The sequence below is a fragment of the Bacillus sp. 9.4 genome (assembly GCF_055486415.1).
The window spans coordinates 1-16,084 of sequence record NZ_JBVFMU010000003.1 but is presented as its reverse complement, the minus strand read 5'-3'; the positions used below and the strand labels follow the sequence as shown (position 1 = coordinate 16,084).

Sequence of the window (16,084 nt, the reverse complement as noted above, 5' to 3'; positions counted from 1 at the left end):
CCGAGCCTTATTTTTTCTGTCAATTCAAGAGGAAACAGCTTGTTTTTCAAAAAAAAATCATCTATAATAAACATGACGTTACATACGGGGCCATAGCTCAGCTGGGAGAGCGCTACGCTGGCAGCGTAGAGGTCAGGGGTTCGAGCCCCCTTGGCTCCATACCTTTAAACCCTTATTCTATAAGGGTTTTTTTGTTTTGAGGAAAAGGTTTCATTCTCTGAATCCTCCAGTTGAGCGAAGTCAAAGTGAGCAGTTTATCTGTCAATCATGAATTTTCCAATACCTCCTTTTGTTCCTCAAAGACCGTCATGTCTTCCAAAGGAGGGGAGTAGACATGAAGAGACACCATTCGTTCGGATGTTGGATTGGACATTTTGTGAATTAAACCTTTGGTTGAAATAAGGCATTCTCCTTCGTGGACAAAGTATGAATTGGAGAGTTCTGCGTGTTCGCCGGTTGAACGATAAATAGAATTAAGAAGCTTTCCTTCTAACACCATTGCACAACCAATGGATTGACCATGATCGTGTACTGTTGTCTCCTTGTTTGGCGGAATGTTAATCACGATAATTTCTAATTCATTATTTCGATAGATGGCATTTCGGCCGTAAGCGTACTGGTCTGGTTCCTTAATATACGGTTGACTCAATTTTGCTGCGTTTGGAATTTGTTTTAAAGACGTTGCTAAATCTTTAACCGATGGATTTTTCAAGCCGCTAAAAATGTCTTGGATACACTCATACAGTTCCATTCGTTTTTGCCTCCCGGAATATTTAGAATTTCCTTACATTGGTATTTCATAGGTTAATTCATGGTATTTACCCATATACAATTTAGAGGCGGCAAACGCCCAGTGAACACAAAAAAATGTGCGGCCAAAATGTTGTCTTATCACCAACTTATTCGAGTTTATTAGTTGGAATAGTGGATTGAAAGGGTTAAAACGGCCTGTTATAATTCGCTTGAGGGAACGAGCAGGGCTCCATAAGTGCAGTTCTAGGCCCCTTGGCTCCAAAACACAATATCGAGGAAAAGCTTTCAGACTTTTTATGTTGTGCTTGAAATTTACTCCATTGACAAAACACAATCGATTTGAAATAATATTTGATTATATGCTCATTCATTCACATAATTATAATAAAATAATATCATTTCCCCTGAAAGGGAGAATATTAGACTGAAAGCTAATGGTATGCAAAATCTATTAGCTTCTTTTGGTTTCAAAAAATGATGTGTTTCGCATGTATTCATATAGGAAGGAATGACAACATGAAGACAAAACACTATTGGGTGATTTCTTTGCTCGCCGTCTTAGCGGTCGGGCCGGGATTGATGTCTAACACGGCATTGTCGTCAGTTCAAGGCCTTGTTCAGAAAGCGGTTGGAACAAGTGTCTTCACATCAGTAAATCCGATATTGATCGGCAATATGGCCTTTGCCTTGTTAGTTCCGGCAGGACCGCTGCTGAGGAAAAAATTCGGTGCGCGTCCCGTCTATCTGGCTTCATTACCTGTCTTTATACTAGGCTCACTGCTCATCGCATGTTCAGGCGATATTGCATGGATGGCGGCAGGGCGCTTTTTACAGGGGGCGGCAACAGGCGTCATGCTGATGATTATGATTCCAATGCTTGTACTGTCATTCCCGATTGAACGCAGGAACTATGCACTGCTTGTGCTGATCGGGGGATTCTATGGTTCTGTTATCATCGGCACAATCCTCGGAACCATTGCAACAAGCTGCGGACATTGGAGATGGCTGTTTTTCATCTTTGGCACCTTGTCCCTGATCGGTGTCGCGGTGAGCTATTTCTTTCTCCATGACGAGCATCACGGAGCGGCGGATCAAGAACAGCCGCTTGATCGTGCGGGAATTCTTTTATCTGTTTTCCTTGCCGCAGCCTCAGCGGTTTCATTCATTTTTCTGCAAAAATGGGGGCTGTCATCGGGTTATGTATGGATTGGTTTCGGGGTGACGTTATGTTTGCTCATTGGTCTATTGATTGTGGAATATAAAGTGAAAAACCCATTCATATCTATTAAACTGATGCTGCTGCCAAAACCGGTGCTTGGCTTATTGATCATAGCTGCAGGGACGATAACGGTAGCTGTCAGCCTGTCTGCTTTTCAAGGCTTGCTCCGTCAAATGTATGATATTTCTCAGGAGCATCTCATTCTTTTAAACTTGACTCTTTTAATCGGAGTGGCGATCGCGGCCATTTTGAGCGCTCTGTTTTATGATAAAGTCGGACCAGGGATGCTCGGTATTATCGGCGGACTCATTCTCGTCTTTGTGAATTTTCAATGGCTGCATATGCAGGATCGATCATCTCTTTATATGTTCGCGGCACTGTTTATCATGCTTGCAGCGGGAACAGGCCTGACAGTCGCCGCAGGGCTGATGGGAGCTGCCATGGGAGGCCCGCTGCCTGATTTGGTCAAGAGAATGACAGCTGTTCAGTTTTTAAGATTGTTTGTCTATATGGGAGTTCCTATTCTCATCGGCTTTTTCACGAAAAAAGATGCTGCCAGACAAAGCGGTTCGGTACAGGATTCTATGATGACTGCTTATCATGATCTCTTCTTCATTTCTTTTATCCTTAGCGTGCTGCTCGTCTGCCTGTCATTTTGTATGAATGCCACTGGAATGGGGCACAAGCTGGCACATAAACCACATGATAAAGCGAAAACAGCTCCGGAAAAACCGGCCGTTTCAGCAGAAGGTTTGTCGAAGGCAACTGTCAAATCGTATAAAGTAATAAATGATACGGAATATCGGAATGCACTCAGAAATTTACAAAAATAGAAACATGGTAAAAACCTTTTCATTGAGCGAAAAGGTTTTTATTTTGCAATCTTTTCCCAACTTTATCCCTAAAGAATTGAAAAATATTAGAAGTGCAAGTAAAATTCTAAAAGGTAGATTCTTTTACATTCGTAATCTTTTAATTCGAAGGAAGGTTTTCATGGCCCGTAAAAAACTTAAAAAACGTAAACTCTTGATTTCACTATTTTTCCTTGTATCGATTCCGCTAGCTCTGTTTGTTTTAGCGACAACTTTATCAAAACCGATTGAAATATCCAAAGAAACTGAAGAAATCGATGAACAGCAAGTATTTATAGACAGTCTGTCCGGACATGCCCAAATTTTGTATGAAAAATACCATGTTCTCCCCAGCATCACAATTGCTCAGGCCATTCTCGAATCGGACTGGGGGAACAGTGAACTGGCTGCTAAGGCCAACAACCTTTTTGGCGTAAAAGGGAATTATAAAGGCCATCATGTCACGATGGAAACGGACGAAGTTGAAAAAGGGAAAAGAAAAACCATTCGCGCGAAGTTTCGAAAATACAGCACGTTTTTTGAATCTATGGATGATCACGCCCAATTGTTCGTCCGTGGCACATCGTGGAATAAAAAGAAGTATAAACCGGTGCTTGAGGCAGGGAATTATAAGGAAGCGGCAATCGCCCTGCAAACATCAGGATATGCTACAGATCCTGACTACGCTGACAAAATCAGCGCTATTGTGGAAAAATACGATTTAGATGAGTACGATGAGGTAAATCCATCCCTCAAATCTGTGGATTTAAACGCCTCTATTAAAGACAGTGCCGTTCAAGACGTATGGTCCAAGCCCTCTACTGATGATCGGTCCATAAGGCTTACCTCTGCCCAATCTTACGTCGGCAAAGACATAAAGGTTGTGTCTAAAAAACAGAAAGGCCAGTCTGTTTGGTACCAATTCCAAATCAATGATAAACTTATCGGCTGGATTGATGATTCAGCTGTTGAAATAAAGGAGGCAACCTAAGCCCTTTTTACTGGTATTTTTAATTCTTTGTTCCATTCCGGGGAATTTGAGGTATAATATTCCACGGAAGTTATCACTTTTTAACTATGCTTTCGGGAGGGAACAAAGATGCAGAAATATAGACGCAGAAACACGGTTGCCTTTACAGTATTAGCTTATTTTACTTTTTTTGCGGGAGTATTTTTGTTTAGTATCGGACTCTATAATGCTGATAACCTGGAACTCAATGAAAAAGGTTATTACATCGCTGTTATGATACTTGTAGCAGTTGGTGCGATTCTCACACAAAAAGTAACCCGTGATAACGCGGAGGATAACGAAATCATCGCGGAACAGGAAAAAAGACAAAATCAATCTCATATCGAATCATAAAAAAATCCGGCGACTGCACGCCGGATTTTTTTGATATCACCCTGTAAACACTTCGCCATCAGGATAACGGATATTTGATTGCTCTGTTTTTGCGAATGAAAACACGAACGTTAAAGGACCAATTCTTCCGATAAACATGATGACAATAATGATACACTTGCCAGCTGTTGTCAGTTCAGGAGTAAGCCCCATCGTAAGGCCGACAGTTCCGAATGCGGAAAAGGTTTCAAACACAATTTGAAGAAATGGCGCTTGTTCTGTGATCGTCAGGGTAAAAATCCCTAAAAACACGATGAACAAACTGGTGACGCTCACAGCTAAAGCTTTAATGATAATCGGATATTTGATGGAACGGCGGAAAATAACCGTTTCTTTTTTACCTCTCAAGTAAGCAATAACAGATGTTAAAATCACGATGAACGTAGTCAGCTTAATGCCGCTCGCCGTTGATGCGCTTCCTGCTCCGATAAACATCAATAATAAAGTAAATACAATTGTTCCTTCTCTCATGCTTCCAAAATCTAGAGAATTGAAGCCTGCGGTTCTCGGCGTCACTGCCTGAAAATAGGACGCCCACAGTTTATCCACTATATGCAGGTGGCCGAGCGTCCCAGGGTTGCTGTATTCTAAAATAAAGACCGTAAGCATAGCAATCGCATTCAACATCAGCGTTCCTGTAAGCATGAGCTTTGTATGTAAAGAAAAAGCTTTAAAACGCCGATTTTTCATCACATCAAACAGAACCGTAAATCCGATCCCTCCTGTAATAAATAAGAAAGTAATCACGAGGTTTACTGTAGGATCGCCAACGTAGCTCATCAAATTATCAGGCCACAACGAAAACCCGGCATTGTTAAAAGCAGATATTGCGTGAAACAAACTTGCAAACAAGCCGGATGACCAGCCGTATTGAGGTACAAGCCGGATGGATAAAATGAGTGCTGCTATCAATTCAATACTGATCGAAAACAGAAACAGGACTTTGACAAGGCCAATGACACCGCCGATTGTCGGCTGGTTTAAGGCTTCCTGGACGAGCATTCGTTCTTTTAATCCGATTTTTTTTCCTAATATCATGACGATCAAGACCGCAAACGTCATAAATCCAAGCCCGCCAATCTGAATCAGCCCCATAATAACTGTTTGCCCGAATACCGTAAATTGAGTACCGGTATCGACAACAGCAAGCCCTGTAACAGTTGTAGCGGAAGCCGCAGTAAAAAGAGCATCTATCCATGACAATGGCTTCGTAGTGGAAATCGGAAGCATTAATAGGACAGCCCCGATGATAATGGTAAGGAAAAAACCAATGGCAAGCACTTGAGGCGGTGTAAACCGAACCCATTTAATCACTTTATCCTTTTGAAGTGTCACCTTTGTCTACATCCCTTCGTTTTCAAAACGTTTAATATCCTTTTTGTGGCCCATGATCACCAGGCAATCTTGCTCGTGAATGATGTCTTCAGGCGCGGGGGAAAGACAGATATCTCCATGATGTTTAATGGCCAGGATCGTGCAGCCGTACTTTGCTCTTACATTCAGGTCAATAATCGATTTTGAATCAAGCTTGCGCGTAGCCAGCAGCTCGACAATACTGTATTCATCAGATAGATCAATGTAATTCAAAACATTTTCGTCTGAAAGGCTTTGTGCGATTTTAACTCCCATATCTTTTTCAGGATGAATAATGCGGTCAGCGCCGATTTTTTCAAGCACCTTGTGATGATAATAGTTTTGAGCCTTCACCCAAATATTTGGAATATCAAGCTCCTTTAATAATAGGGTGGTCAGCGTACTCGCTTGAATATTTGCTCCGATGGCAACAATCACATATTCAAAATTGCGTATTCCTAATGAAAGCAATTCGTTTTCTTCGGTGGCGTTGGCAATTACCGCATGAGTGGCGTAAGAAGCATATGCATTGACCTTTTCTTCGTTGATATCAACCGCAAGGACCTCATGCCCCATTCTATGAAGTTCTTTACAAATGCTGCCGCCAAACCGGCCCAGACCGATCACGGCAAATTGCTTATTTTTAATTCTTCCCAATGTTCATATCTCCCTTAGTGAATTAACGTTTCTGAAGCAAAAAAGACCATTGCAAAGAATGGCCAAATAATAGACCTCCTCTCTGTATACGCCTACGAGGTTAGCTGTCGGATTAGGGATTCAGAGTACCCCCTCTTACTTAGTAAGATTCACCCCAAGGCTGTTAATATAACAGCCAATCGTTGGTTCCCCCGTTCGTGTTTGATTAAGCGGTAAAAGAGACTGTATGAAATTGAACACTCAAGAATTTACTCCTGTTTCTAGTGTTTGTCAATTTAAATTTTAAACCAGAAAAAAGATAACGGGAATTAGAGAAAAAGGGGAGGGTAAAACGCAAAAAAGACCGGCATTAACCGGTCTTTTACATTAGTTGCAACCGCAAGGCTGAGTCGGAGGAGTGCTGCGCTTAGCCACGTCAATGCTGGCTTCTGCGTAAAATTTATTTCCGATGCTTAATGATTTATTCTCTGCACGGAAAGTATATGTACCAGCGGCAGGAAGTGTTTTGTTATTCAGTTTTAATTTGAATTCGCCAGCTCCTAACAAATCAAGTGCCAAAGGAACTCTTACTGTTTTCCCGTTATTGAGGATCTGTGTTGTACGCAAGGCATTTCCGTTCAATGTGTCTTTCGTGTTTGCAGTAAATCCGCTTGGCAATGTAAACTCCATAACGCCAAGGCTGAGAAGCGTGTTTGGACGGTAAGTCAATTCGATATCTGAGAAAGACCATTCCGTTTTGCTGGCGCCAGTGATTGTTGCGAACAATGAAGCTGTAGACTGTGTTCTCATAGTAGATTCAGTATGAGCTTTAGTTGATGTAGATTCAGCCGCGAAAGAAGCTGTAGGTGCAGAAACGAGTAACCCGAGACTTAATGCACTAATTGCCAAAGAAGATAATAATTTGCGTTTCATAACAAAATTCCCCCTAAAAAATGATAAATTAAACAGGCCTGCCCGCTTTTCACCTCCTCTGAAAGGCCAAATACAAATTTTACCTACATAAAATTACCATCAAATATTTTGGAAGTAAATGGGGTGTTTTTCCCGTATTTTTCAAATTTGTAGTAGTTACATCAAAAAAACGCCTGGTTTCCCAGGCGTTTTCTGCTTTACTTTGTTTCGATCGGTATAAATTTAAAAATTTCTCCGGTCTGCACCGATTCAGCAAGCCGTTTCAGCCAGTCATAGTAAGCTTTAGAGCTTTCCAGCTGATCGTATAACTGCAGTGCCTCATTTTTGATATCCTCATCGAGATCTTCCTTGCTTAAAACCTTTTGTAAATCAGCTTGAGCTTCCTCGATCGCTGCTACATTCACTTGAACCTCCCGCTCCCATTTAGGTGGAAAGAAATTTGTGAAAAATTTAAAGAAATCCTTTTCAGCCACAAATGTATGCTTGCGGATTCCCCGGTGAAATGTTTTTTTCACTACATTTAAGTCTTGAAGCTTTTTGACGCCAGTGCTCATGCTTGGTTTGCTCATTTGCAACTCCTCACGCATTTCGTCAAGCGTCATCTCATCCCTCATATACATCGTCCCATATAAAATCCCGACACTGCGGGTAATTCCGTAAAGATCCATCGTTTCAGCAATGGAGTCAATAACAAGATCCCGAGCCTGTTCTATAGCTGCAAATTCTGGATTTTCATCCATACTGACCCTCTTTTCCTTTAGAAAATTAAATTCGTTAAGTTATTTCTTTATGTTCTTTATCTTAACGAATCATGAGGAAAAGTCAAAAAGAAAAATCGAAATGGGACTTTGACAGTTTAAAAACCATATGTTAGATTAATATTGTTAAAAACATTAAATTTTTATTTAACAAACTTTATTTACGTCAAGGAGGCTTATATGAGTCAAACATTATTCATTGACGGAGAATGGATCAGTGCCGAAAAAGAACAGATCCGCAGTATTATCAACCCATTTAATCAAGAAGAAATTGCAACTGTAAGCGAGGGAGGGCGAGAGGACGCCATCAAAGCAATCGCAGCCGCACGCAGAGCATTTGACAAAGGAGAATGGTCATCGCTATCCGGGCTTGAACGCGGGAAAATTGTTCTGAAAATTGCGGAATTAATCAGACGCGATCTTGAGGAGCTGGCTGAGCTTGAATCTCTTGATACAGGAAAAACACTCGAAGAAAGCAAGGCCGATATGGACGATATCGCCAATGTTTTTCAATATTACGCCGGCTTGGCAGACAAAGATGGCGGAGAGATCATTTCATCTCCGATTCCTGATTCAGAAAGCAAAATTATTAGGGAGCCAATCGGGGTTTGCGGCCAGATCACTCCATGGAATTATCCACTCCTTCAAGCAAGCTGGAAAATCGCCCCTGCACTGGCTGCAGGAAACACAATCGTCATGAAGCCGAGTGAGATTACGCCGCTGACGACAATCAAAGTCTTTAAGCTGATGGAAGAAGCCGGTGTTCCAAAAGGTGTCGCAAATCTTGTTCTTGGACCGGGAGCCACAGTGGGCGACGAGCTTGCCGTAAACAAAGACGTCGATTTGATTTCATTTACGGGCGGAATTGAAACAGGCAAAAAAATCATGCGGGCGGCAAGCGGAAACGTCAAAAAAATCGCCCTTGAACTTGGCGGGAAAAACCCAAATATTGTTTTCAAGGACGCGGATTTAGAAGTTGCGGTTGATCAAGCCTTAAACGCTGTATTTTTCCACGCCGGCCAAGTATGCTCTGCAGGTTCCCGCTTGCTTGTTGAGGACGCCATTCATGATCAATTTTTGGCGGAGCTGGTCAAACGGGCAAAACGCATAAAACTCGGAAACGGTTTTCATGCTGAGACAGAAAGCGGTCCGCTTATTTCGGCGGAGCACAGGGCAAAGGTAGAAAAATATGTAGAGATCGGAATAGAGGAAGGCGCGAAGCTGGAGACAGGAGGCAAACGCCCGGAAGATCCTGCGCTTCAAAACGGCTTTTTCTATGAACCTACTATTTTCTCAAACTGTAATTCTGACATGAGAATCGTTCAGGAAGAGGTTTTCGGTCCTGTATTGACAGTCGAAACCTTCAGCTCTGAAGAAGAGGTAATCGAGCTTGCGAATGATACCATCTATGGCTTGGCTGGAGCGGTATGGTCAAAAGATATTGAAAAGTGCGAACGGGTAGCAGCCCGCTTGAGAATGGGAACCGTTTGGATCAACGATTTTCATCCGTACTTTGCACAAGCGCCATGGGGCGGATATAAGCAATCCGGGTTCGGACGCGAGCTTGGAAAAATAGGCCTTGAAGAATACACAGAAGTCAAACATGTATACCGTAATACAAAACCGGCAGCGGTTAACTGGTTCAATTCATAAGAGGGGGAGATTGATGATGACATTAAATATGAAGGTAGAAAGCATGCAGAAATTCCACACATTTGAAATTCCGACTGTGATTAAGCATGGAATCGGAGCCATCAAGCATACGGGTGAGGAAGTAGCTGCACTGGGCGTTTCAAAAGCGCTCCTTGTCACAGACCCAGGGATTTATAAAGCCGGTGTTGCTGATCCTGTAATCGAATCACTTAAAGAAGCAGGCATTGAAGTGGTGCTCTTTAATAAAGTTGAGCCAAACCCGCCTGTCCGTCTGGTGAATGAAGGATCTGAGCTTTACAAAAAAGAGAACTGTAATGGTTTGGTGGCAGTCGGAGGCGGAAGCTCCATGGATACGGCAAAAGCAATCGGAGTAGAAGCGACTCACGAAGGAAGCGTGCTTGATTATGAAGCGGCAGATGGGAAAAAACCGCTGGAAAACCGCATTCCTCCGCTGACGACAATTCCCACTACAGCTGGAACAGGATCAGAAGTAACCCAATGGGCGGTTATCACAGATGAAGAAAGAGAATTCAAATTCAACACGGGCGGTCCGCTGATTGCAGCGCACTTGACAATCATTGATCCTGAGCTTCATGTTTCAATGCCTCCGCATGTAACAGCTATGACGGGAATTGATGCGCTCGCCCATGCCATTGAATGCTATACAATGAAATTTGCACAGCCAATCACGGATGCGGTTGCCTTAATGGCGATTGAGTATGCCGCTCATTACATCAAGAGGGCATTTGCTGATGGAGAGGATCTGGAAGCAAGGTACGGAATGGCGCAGGCTGCGATGCTTGCCGGTCTTTCTTACGGAAGTGAATCAGCGGGCGCTGCTCATGCGATGAGCCAAACGCTTGGCGGTATTATCCCAGTCGCTCACGGCCAATGTGTAGCGGCGATGATGGGCCCTGTCATGGAATACAACTGGAAGGGCTATCCTGAGAAGTTTGCGCGTATTGCGAAAGCGTTCGGTATTGATACAAGCAAGATGACAACAGAAGAAGCTGCGAAAGCATCTGTCAATTGGATGTATGATCTGGTCGAAGATTTAGAAGTGCCGACTTTAGAAGAGCAGGGAGTATCACCTGATATGATCGAACGCTTGTCTAAAGAAGCAATGAAAGATCCGCAAACCTTCGGAAACCCTAGAGATTTAAATGAAAAAGCATACAACTGGATCTACAAGCGCTGCTTTAACCTTACGCCTAAAACGGTATAATCAAAATCCCGCTCCTTTACAGAGCGGGATTTTTTGGGATAATGAAGCATAGGTGGAAATTTTAGATAAGAAGGAAGGTGCCAGCTGATGTGGAAGCGTATGACTGCAAAAGCGGAAGGCTTATATATCGCAGATACAAAAAGCTTCGTAACAAAGCAAATGGACAAGCTTGATTTTGATTATGGCGGCATCCCCGGCGACTTGCATTTTGGCCTGACCAAAAAAGCGGGAGCCAGAGAACCAATGTTTTCAAGAGGGACTGAAATTTTCAATCGCAGACAAATTTCAATTGTTTCAATAGAGGAATGTAACGAAATCGCTTTAAAAATGGGAGTGCCGAGGATTTTGCCGGAATGGCTCGGGGCGAATGTGGCAGTCAGCGGTATGCCAGATCTTACTTCATTAAAAGAAGGAAGCCGGATTATTTTTCCGAGCGGAGCGGCTCTGCTGTGTGAGGGCGAAAATGATCCGTGTATCCAGCCGGGAGAAATCATTCAGTCTTATTATCCGGACCAACCGAAGCTGGCGCCGGCTTTCGTCCGCCACGCACTGGGCATTAGAGGGATTGTCTGTATTGTGGAGAGACCTGGTGCTGTTTACACAGGTGATGAAATAGAAGTTCATTCCTATCAGCGAAAAGTTAAACGAAAAGCAGAAAGGGTCTGATCAAATCAGGCCCTTTCTATCTTTTCTTTAATTTCTTTCATTTGGCTGAGGTGCCGTTTTTCATGATGGCCGATAAAATCGATCCACTGTCTGACAGTCAGCTCTTGAAACACAGGATGCGGAAGCACTCTTTCAAAATCTTCTTCTTTCAGAGAGGCAATCGCAGCAGTCAGCTGCTCTCTTACCACATCAAGCTCACGTTTCATTTGGCTGCCTGAAATAAAATCATGCGCAGGCTCAAGATGACTCGGGGCTTTCCGTTTATTATTTCTGTCCTGTGCTACCTCAAGCGGTTTTTCTTCAATTTCTTTAATCGGAGCGTCCTTTACACGTTCCTTCAACATTTTTTGTGCGGTCATATCGATTTTTTTCAAATGGTCAAGAACTTCCCGTATGCTCCATTCTTCAGCAGAAGGCTTTTGGTTCAGCTTTTCGTCAGAAAGTCCTTTCAATTCGTTCCACGTTTCTAATCTGGCTTCATTAAAGATACTCATCATATCTCCTCCTAAAATGACATTACCATATATATAAGCAATTATCATTTATAAACACTTCAAACGGGTTATTTATCTTAAAATTTTGAAACTTTTCCCGGGGTGTCTCGTATAAATGGTAACGGCAGCCGTTCATCAATGCATTGATGAAGAAAGGATGAGGAAGTTGGAGTTATTTGGAGTACCTATACAAACAATGTATCTTTATACGCTTATTATTGCGGGCAGCCTTACGCTGTTATTCCTGTTTTTCGGAGATGTATTTGCAGGGCTGCCAGAAGGCATTCCGTTTCTTAATCCGACATTAGTGCTCTCATTTTTCACATGTTTTTCAGCGGGCGGATATATAGGTGAACTCGTATTGCCTCTGTCAAGCTTGCTGATTGCGCTTTTATCTTGCATCCTTTCGATCATGCTGGTGGTATTGCTTCACATCTTTGTACTGGTGCCATTATCATCTGCAGAAGAATCATTGGCATATAGAGAAGATGATCTCAGAGGAAGACTCGGTAAAGTGATTACAGCTGTGCCGGTTGACGGGTTTGGTGAAGTGGTCATAGAAGGGATAGGCGGGACCATTTCAAAGTCAGCGGTCAGTTTTGATAATCAGCAGATCAGTTACGGGACAACGGTGTTAGTCGTAGATATTAACAACGGAGTTCTTTCGGTTACTCCGCATGAACCCATTTAACATAAAAGGAGGAATTTGATATGACAATGCCGATTATAATGATCATCGGAGTTGTATTCTTTTTATTAATTGCACTAATAGCTGTGTTTATTACGAAGTATCGTACAGCAGGGCCTGATGAAGCGTTAATTGTAACAGGGAGCTATCTGGGCAATAAAAATGTTCATGTCGATGAAGGCGGCAACCGTATTAAAATCGTCCGCGGCGGAGGAACCTTTGTCCTTCCCGTCTTCCAGCAGGCAGAGCCGCTAAGCTTATTATCAAGCAAACTCGATGTTTCCACACCTGAAGTCTATACAGAACAAGGAGTGCCAGTAATGGCCGATGGAACTGCGATTATTAAAATCGGCGGTTCTATAGGAGAAATCGCTACAGCGGCCGAACAATTTTTAGGGAAATCAAAAGACGACCGTGAGCAGGAAGCGCGGGAGGTTTTAGAAGGCCACCTTCGTTCCATTCTCGGCTCAATGACAGTAGAAGAAATCTATAAAAACAGAGAAAAATTCTCTCAAGAGGTGCAGCGTGTCGCTTCACAGGATCTCGCGAAAATGGGGCTTGTAATCGTCTCGTTTACCATTAAAGATGTTCGTGATAAAAACGGTTATCTTGAATCATTAGGGAAACCGAGAATTGCCCAAGTAAAACGCGATGCTGATATCGCAACAGCAGAGGCTGATAAAGAAACCCGAATTAAGCGGGCAGAAGCCGATAAAGACGCAAAAAAATCAGAACTTGAACGGGCGACGGAAATCGCTGAAGCTGAAAAACTCAATCAGCTCAAAATGGCTGAATTCCGCAGAGAACAAGATACGGCAAAAGCGAATGCCGACCAAGCATATGATTTAGAGACTGCCAGAGCGCGCCAGCAAGTCACAGAGCAGGAAATGCAGGTTAAAATTATCGAACGCCAAAAACAAATAGAGCTAGAAGAAAAAGAAATTCTTCGCCGTGAACGTCAATACGACTCAGAGGTAAAGAAAAAAGCCGATGCAGACCGTTATTCTGTTGAGCAGTCCGCAGCAGCTGAGAAAGCCAAACAGCTCGCGGAAGCCGATGCCAAGAAGTACAGTATTGAAGCAATGGCAAAGGCTGAGGCGGAAAAAGTAAGAATTGACGGGCTAGCAAAAGCAGAAGCGGAAAAAGCGAAAGGAGAGACAGAGGCAGAGGTTATCCGCCTGAAAGGTCTTGCAGAAGCGGAAGCAAAAGAGAAAATTGCGGCTGCCTTTGAACAGTACGGGCAGGCGGCGATTTTCGATATGATTGTCAAAATGCTTCCGGAATACGCGAAACAAGCAGCGGCGCCTCTTTCAAATATTGATAAAATCACCGTTGTCGATACAGGAGGAAGCGGTGAATCAAGCGGAGCAAACAAAGTAACCAGCTATGCGACGAACTTAATGTCAAGTCTGCAAGAAAGTTTAAAAGCATCCTCAGGAATTGATGTAAAAGAAATGCTTGAGAACTTTTCAGGAAAAGGAAACGTAAAACAAAGCATTAATGAATTAACAAATGAAATCAAAGAAGCCAAAACGGTCCAAAAATCAGAGTAAGGAAAGGGCAGAACCGTATGGTAACTGTACGTGAAGCGAAGTTAGAGGATATAAAGGACATTGCAAAAGTGCATGTAGACAGCTGGAGGACAACATACCACGAAATTATCCCGATTGATTATTTAAACAGCCTGAACTATAAGGAATTTGAAGACAAATGGAAAAGTCGCTCGTTAAAAGGAGTATTTGTTGCTCAGGACGAAATGGATTCAGTATTCGGCTTTGCTTCATTTGGACCTATTCGCTCTGAACAAGAAGGCTATGACGGCGAGTTATACGCTATTTATCTTCTGGAAGAGCGCCAGCGGCAAGGTGCAGGCAGGGCGCTCTTAGCAAAAGGAGCGGAGTTTTTGCTTCAACATGGATTTTCAAGTATGTTTGTTTGGGTTATTGAGCAGAATCCCTTAATTATATTTTATCAGGCCTATTCACCTGAAAGAGTAGCGGAGGACAACTTTGAAATTGCCGGAGTAAGGCTGAAAGAAGTAGGTCTTGGCTGGCTGGATCTTTCAGCTTTAAAAACACTTCTTAACAGATAACGAACAATCCCCCAGCGGAATTCGCTGGGGGATTGTTACTTTTACGCTTTGTCACTTTTAAGCAGACGGGGTGCTGTCATAAATAATAAACATAGGACAATTGCACAAATAATGAATGAAGGAACCATGTAAGTCGCATTATAAGTTAAAGAATAAATCCATACCGGTGTTCCTTTTGGAGCAAAGCTGCCGAAAAACACAGCTCCTGAAATGACATGCGCGGCATAGCGCAGCAAACTGCCGATAAAAACTGCGCTGACCACTGAAACAATCAATTTCCCTTTTGTTTTTGATACAGCGGCTTTACGGACAGAAGAAGCGAAACAGCCGCTTATGCCGATTGCTGCGAAAGCGACAATGTAATCTAACAATAGCTGTACAGGATGTTGAGCAAACAAGTTTCCGATTGCTATTTGTACTAGACCTGTCAACAAACCTGTAGTAAGACCTGCTTTGACACCCCAGCGAAACGAAATTAAAAAGATCGGAATCATCATGATGGAGACCGAGCCTCCTTGAGGCATGCTAAGAAACATTCCTGAGACAATGTCTAAAATAACGGCTGCCGCTGTCATAATGGCAATTTCAATAAGGCGAACCAGTTGCTTAGATTGATTCATATCTATCTCCTTCCATTGACAGACAACCAAAAGGACAACAAAAAAGCAGCACGCGGAAGGATGAGAAAAGTTCCACGCACTGCTTTACGATCTGCAATTCATTTGACTTTGCCACATCCCTACGCCAGCGTTAACTAACAGGTTCAAAGGGTCAGAACGAAACCGCTCACTCTCAGCTTTAATGCTCCCCTTGTGGTCATCAGTATTTAGTTCGTTTCTACTATACAAGAAAACGAAAAAAACAACAAGATCACATGACTGATGTATATGTTCTTTTAAGAAAGTTATATGATACACACGCTTTAGAAATCATGGCGAGGATTATAGTTTATTTGTTTTATAGATTTTTTTAAAAAAACTATTGCGATAAATAAATACAGGTGTTATATTATTAAACGTCGCTGATGCACAGCGGACACAAACTAGATGCTTCAAAACAACTTGAAAAAGTTATTGACAAAAAAGAAGCTGAATGTTATATTAGTAAAGCTGCTTCATTGAGAAGTAACGAAATGATCTTTGAAAACTAAACAAGACAAAACGTACCTGTTAATTCATTTTTATAAATCGCACAGCGATGTGCGTAGTCAGTCAAACTAGGGCCTGCACGACGCAGGTCACACAGGTGTCGCCGCAGGATGCGGTGAACTTAACCTGTGATCCATTTATCGGAGAGTTTGATCCTGGCTCAGGACGAACGCTGGCGGCGTGCCTAATACATGCAAGTCGAGCGGACAGATG

General features: G+C 42.7%; 16 protein-coding genes, 1 tRNA gene, 1 rRNA gene and 2 riboswitches. Of the genes, 11 read left to right on the top strand and 7 right to left on the bottom strand.

The annotated features are described in order from the left end of the window. The first annotated feature begins 86 nt into the window (after positions 1-86). Positions 87-159 (top strand) — tRNA-Ala (locus ACZ07B_RS12025). 106 nt (positions 160-265) lie between these two features. On the opposite strand, the gene cdoA is transcribed toward ACZ07B_RS12025, so the two are convergent. After that, entirely contained in the window at positions 266-751 is a 486-nt protein-coding gene (gene cdoA, locus ACZ07B_RS12020) for a cysteine dioxygenase (RefSeq protein ID WP_024571879.1), read from the bottom strand. A gap of 518 nt (positions 752-1,269) precedes the next feature. On the opposite strand from cdoA, the gene ACZ07B_RS12015 reads away from it, so the two are divergent. From ACZ07B_RS12015 to ACZ07B_RS12005, 3 genes are all read left to right on the top strand, one after another. Beyond that, positions 1,270-2,805, top strand: coding sequence for an MFS transporter (locus tag ACZ07B_RS12015; RefSeq protein ID WP_061891028.1), 1,536 nt, complete (start codon positions 1,270-1,272; stop codon positions 2,803-2,805). Positions 2,806-2,965: 160 nt separating this feature from the next. Further along, positions 2,966-3,814 (top strand): exo-glucosaminidase LytG, encoded by an 849-nt coding sequence (lytG, locus tag ACZ07B_RS12010; RefSeq protein ID WP_464877229.1) that lies wholly within the window; start codon positions 2,966-2,968, stop codon positions 3,812-3,814. Between the two features lie 108 nt (positions 3,815-3,922). Beyond that, the gene (locus ACZ07B_RS12005) at positions 3,923-4,186 is read left to right on the top strand and encodes a YiaA/YiaB family inner membrane protein (protein WP_003222348.1); all 264 of its coding nucleotides are present in this window, start codon (positions 3,923-3,925) and stop codon (positions 4,184-4,186) included. A gap of 36 nt (positions 4,187-4,222) precedes the next feature. Here ACZ07B_RS12005 and ktrB read toward each other — a convergent pair whose 3' ends face one another. The 4 genes from ktrB to gbsR all read right to left on the bottom strand — a co-directional run bounded on the left by ktrB (position 4,223) and on the right by gbsR (position 7,887). Further along, on the bottom strand, positions 4,223-5,560 hold the full coding sequence (ktrB, locus tag ACZ07B_RS12000; RefSeq protein ID WP_464877228.1) for a Ktr system potassium transporter KtrB: 1,338 nt from the start codon (positions 5,558-5,560) through the stop codon (positions 4,223-4,225). Positions 5,561-5,566: 6 nt separating this feature from the next. Then, positions 5,567-6,235 (bottom strand): potassium uptake protein KtrA, encoded by a 669-nt coding sequence (gene ktrA / locus ACZ07B_RS11995; RefSeq protein WP_003228942.1) that lies wholly within the window; start codon positions 6,233-6,235, stop codon positions 5,567-5,569. 73 nt (positions 6,236-6,308) lie between these two features. Beyond that, positions 6,309-6,457, bottom strand: a riboswitch (cyclic di-AMP (ydaO/yuaA leader). 144 nt (positions 6,458-6,601) lie between these two features. After that, a complete protein-coding gene (gene bslA / locus ACZ07B_RS11990; RefSeq protein WP_003243556.1) occupies positions 6,602-7,147 on the bottom strand; it encodes a biofilm surface layer hydrophobin BslA in 546 nt (181 codons plus the stop codon). A gap of 197 nt (positions 7,148-7,344) precedes the next feature. After that, on the bottom strand, positions 7,345-7,887 hold the full coding sequence (gbsR, locus tag ACZ07B_RS11985) for a transcriptional regulator GbsR (RefSeq protein WP_014477778.1): 543 nt from the start codon (positions 7,885-7,887) through the stop codon (positions 7,345-7,347). A 198-nt stretch (positions 7,888-8,085) separates the two neighbouring features. Here gbsR and betB point away from each other — a divergent pair, with 198 nt between their 5' ends. The 3 genes from betB to ACZ07B_RS11970 all read left to right on the top strand — a co-directional run bounded on the left by betB (position 8,086) and on the right by ACZ07B_RS11970 (position 11,449). Further along, on the top strand, positions 8,086-9,558 hold the full coding sequence (gene betB, locus ACZ07B_RS11980; RefSeq protein ID WP_015483611.1) for a betaine-aldehyde dehydrogenase: 1,473 nt from the start codon (positions 8,086-8,088) through the stop codon (positions 9,556-9,558). A gap of 16 nt (positions 9,559-9,574) precedes the next feature. Continuing rightward, positions 9,575-10,783, top strand: a complete 1,209-nt coding sequence (gene gbsB / locus ACZ07B_RS11975) for a choline dehydrogenase (RefSeq protein ID WP_003243227.1) — start codon at positions 9,575-9,577, stop codon at positions 10,781-10,783. A gap of 87 nt (positions 10,784-10,870) precedes the next feature. After that, positions 10,871-11,449, top strand: coding sequence for an MOSC domain-containing protein (locus ACZ07B_RS11970; protein ID WP_464877227.1), 579 nt, complete (start codon positions 10,871-10,873; stop codon positions 11,447-11,449). Positions 11,450-11,454: 5 nt separating this feature from the next. Here ACZ07B_RS11970 and ACZ07B_RS11965 read toward each other — a convergent pair whose 3' ends face one another. Next, a complete protein-coding gene (locus tag ACZ07B_RS11965; RefSeq protein ID WP_003242867.1) occupies positions 11,455-11,943 on the bottom strand; it encodes a DinB family protein in 489 nt (162 codons plus the stop codon). A gap of 166 nt (positions 11,944-12,109) precedes the next feature. Between ACZ07B_RS11965 and ACZ07B_RS11960 the strand changes: the two genes are divergently transcribed. From ACZ07B_RS11960 to ACZ07B_RS11950, 3 genes are read left to right on the top strand one after another with little or no spacing between them, the layout of a single operon-like run. After that, positions 12,110-12,634, top strand: a complete 525-nt coding sequence (locus ACZ07B_RS11960; protein WP_026113746.1) for an NfeD family membrane protein — start codon at positions 12,110-12,112, stop codon at positions 12,632-12,634. Between the two features lie 20 nt (positions 12,635-12,654). Continuing rightward, on the top strand, positions 12,655-14,184 hold the full coding sequence (gene floT, locus ACZ07B_RS11955) for a flotillin lipid rafts scaffold protein FloT (RefSeq protein ID WP_014480656.1): 1,530 nt from the start codon (positions 12,655-12,657) through the stop codon (positions 14,182-14,184). 17 nt (positions 14,185-14,201) lie between these two features. Further along, a complete protein-coding gene (locus tag ACZ07B_RS11950) occupies positions 14,202-14,723 on the top strand; it encodes an N-acetyltransferase family protein (RefSeq protein WP_464877226.1) in 522 nt (173 codons plus the stop codon). A gap of 41 nt (positions 14,724-14,764) precedes the next feature. On the opposite strand, the gene thiT is transcribed toward ACZ07B_RS11950, so the two are convergent. Further along, complete coding sequence (gene thiT, locus ACZ07B_RS11945) at positions 14,765-15,343, bottom strand: energy-coupled thiamine transporter ThiT (protein ID WP_003228966.1); 579 nt, start codon at positions 15,341-15,343, stop codon at positions 14,765-14,767. Between the two features lie 99 nt (positions 15,344-15,442). Beyond that, a riboswitch (TPP riboswitch) is annotated at positions 15,443-15,544 on the bottom strand. Between the two features lie 464 nt (positions 15,545-16,008). Here thiT and ACZ07B_RS11940 point away from each other — a divergent pair. Then, positions 16,009-16,084 (top strand): 16S ribosomal RNA (locus ACZ07B_RS11940); the annotation flags it as partial.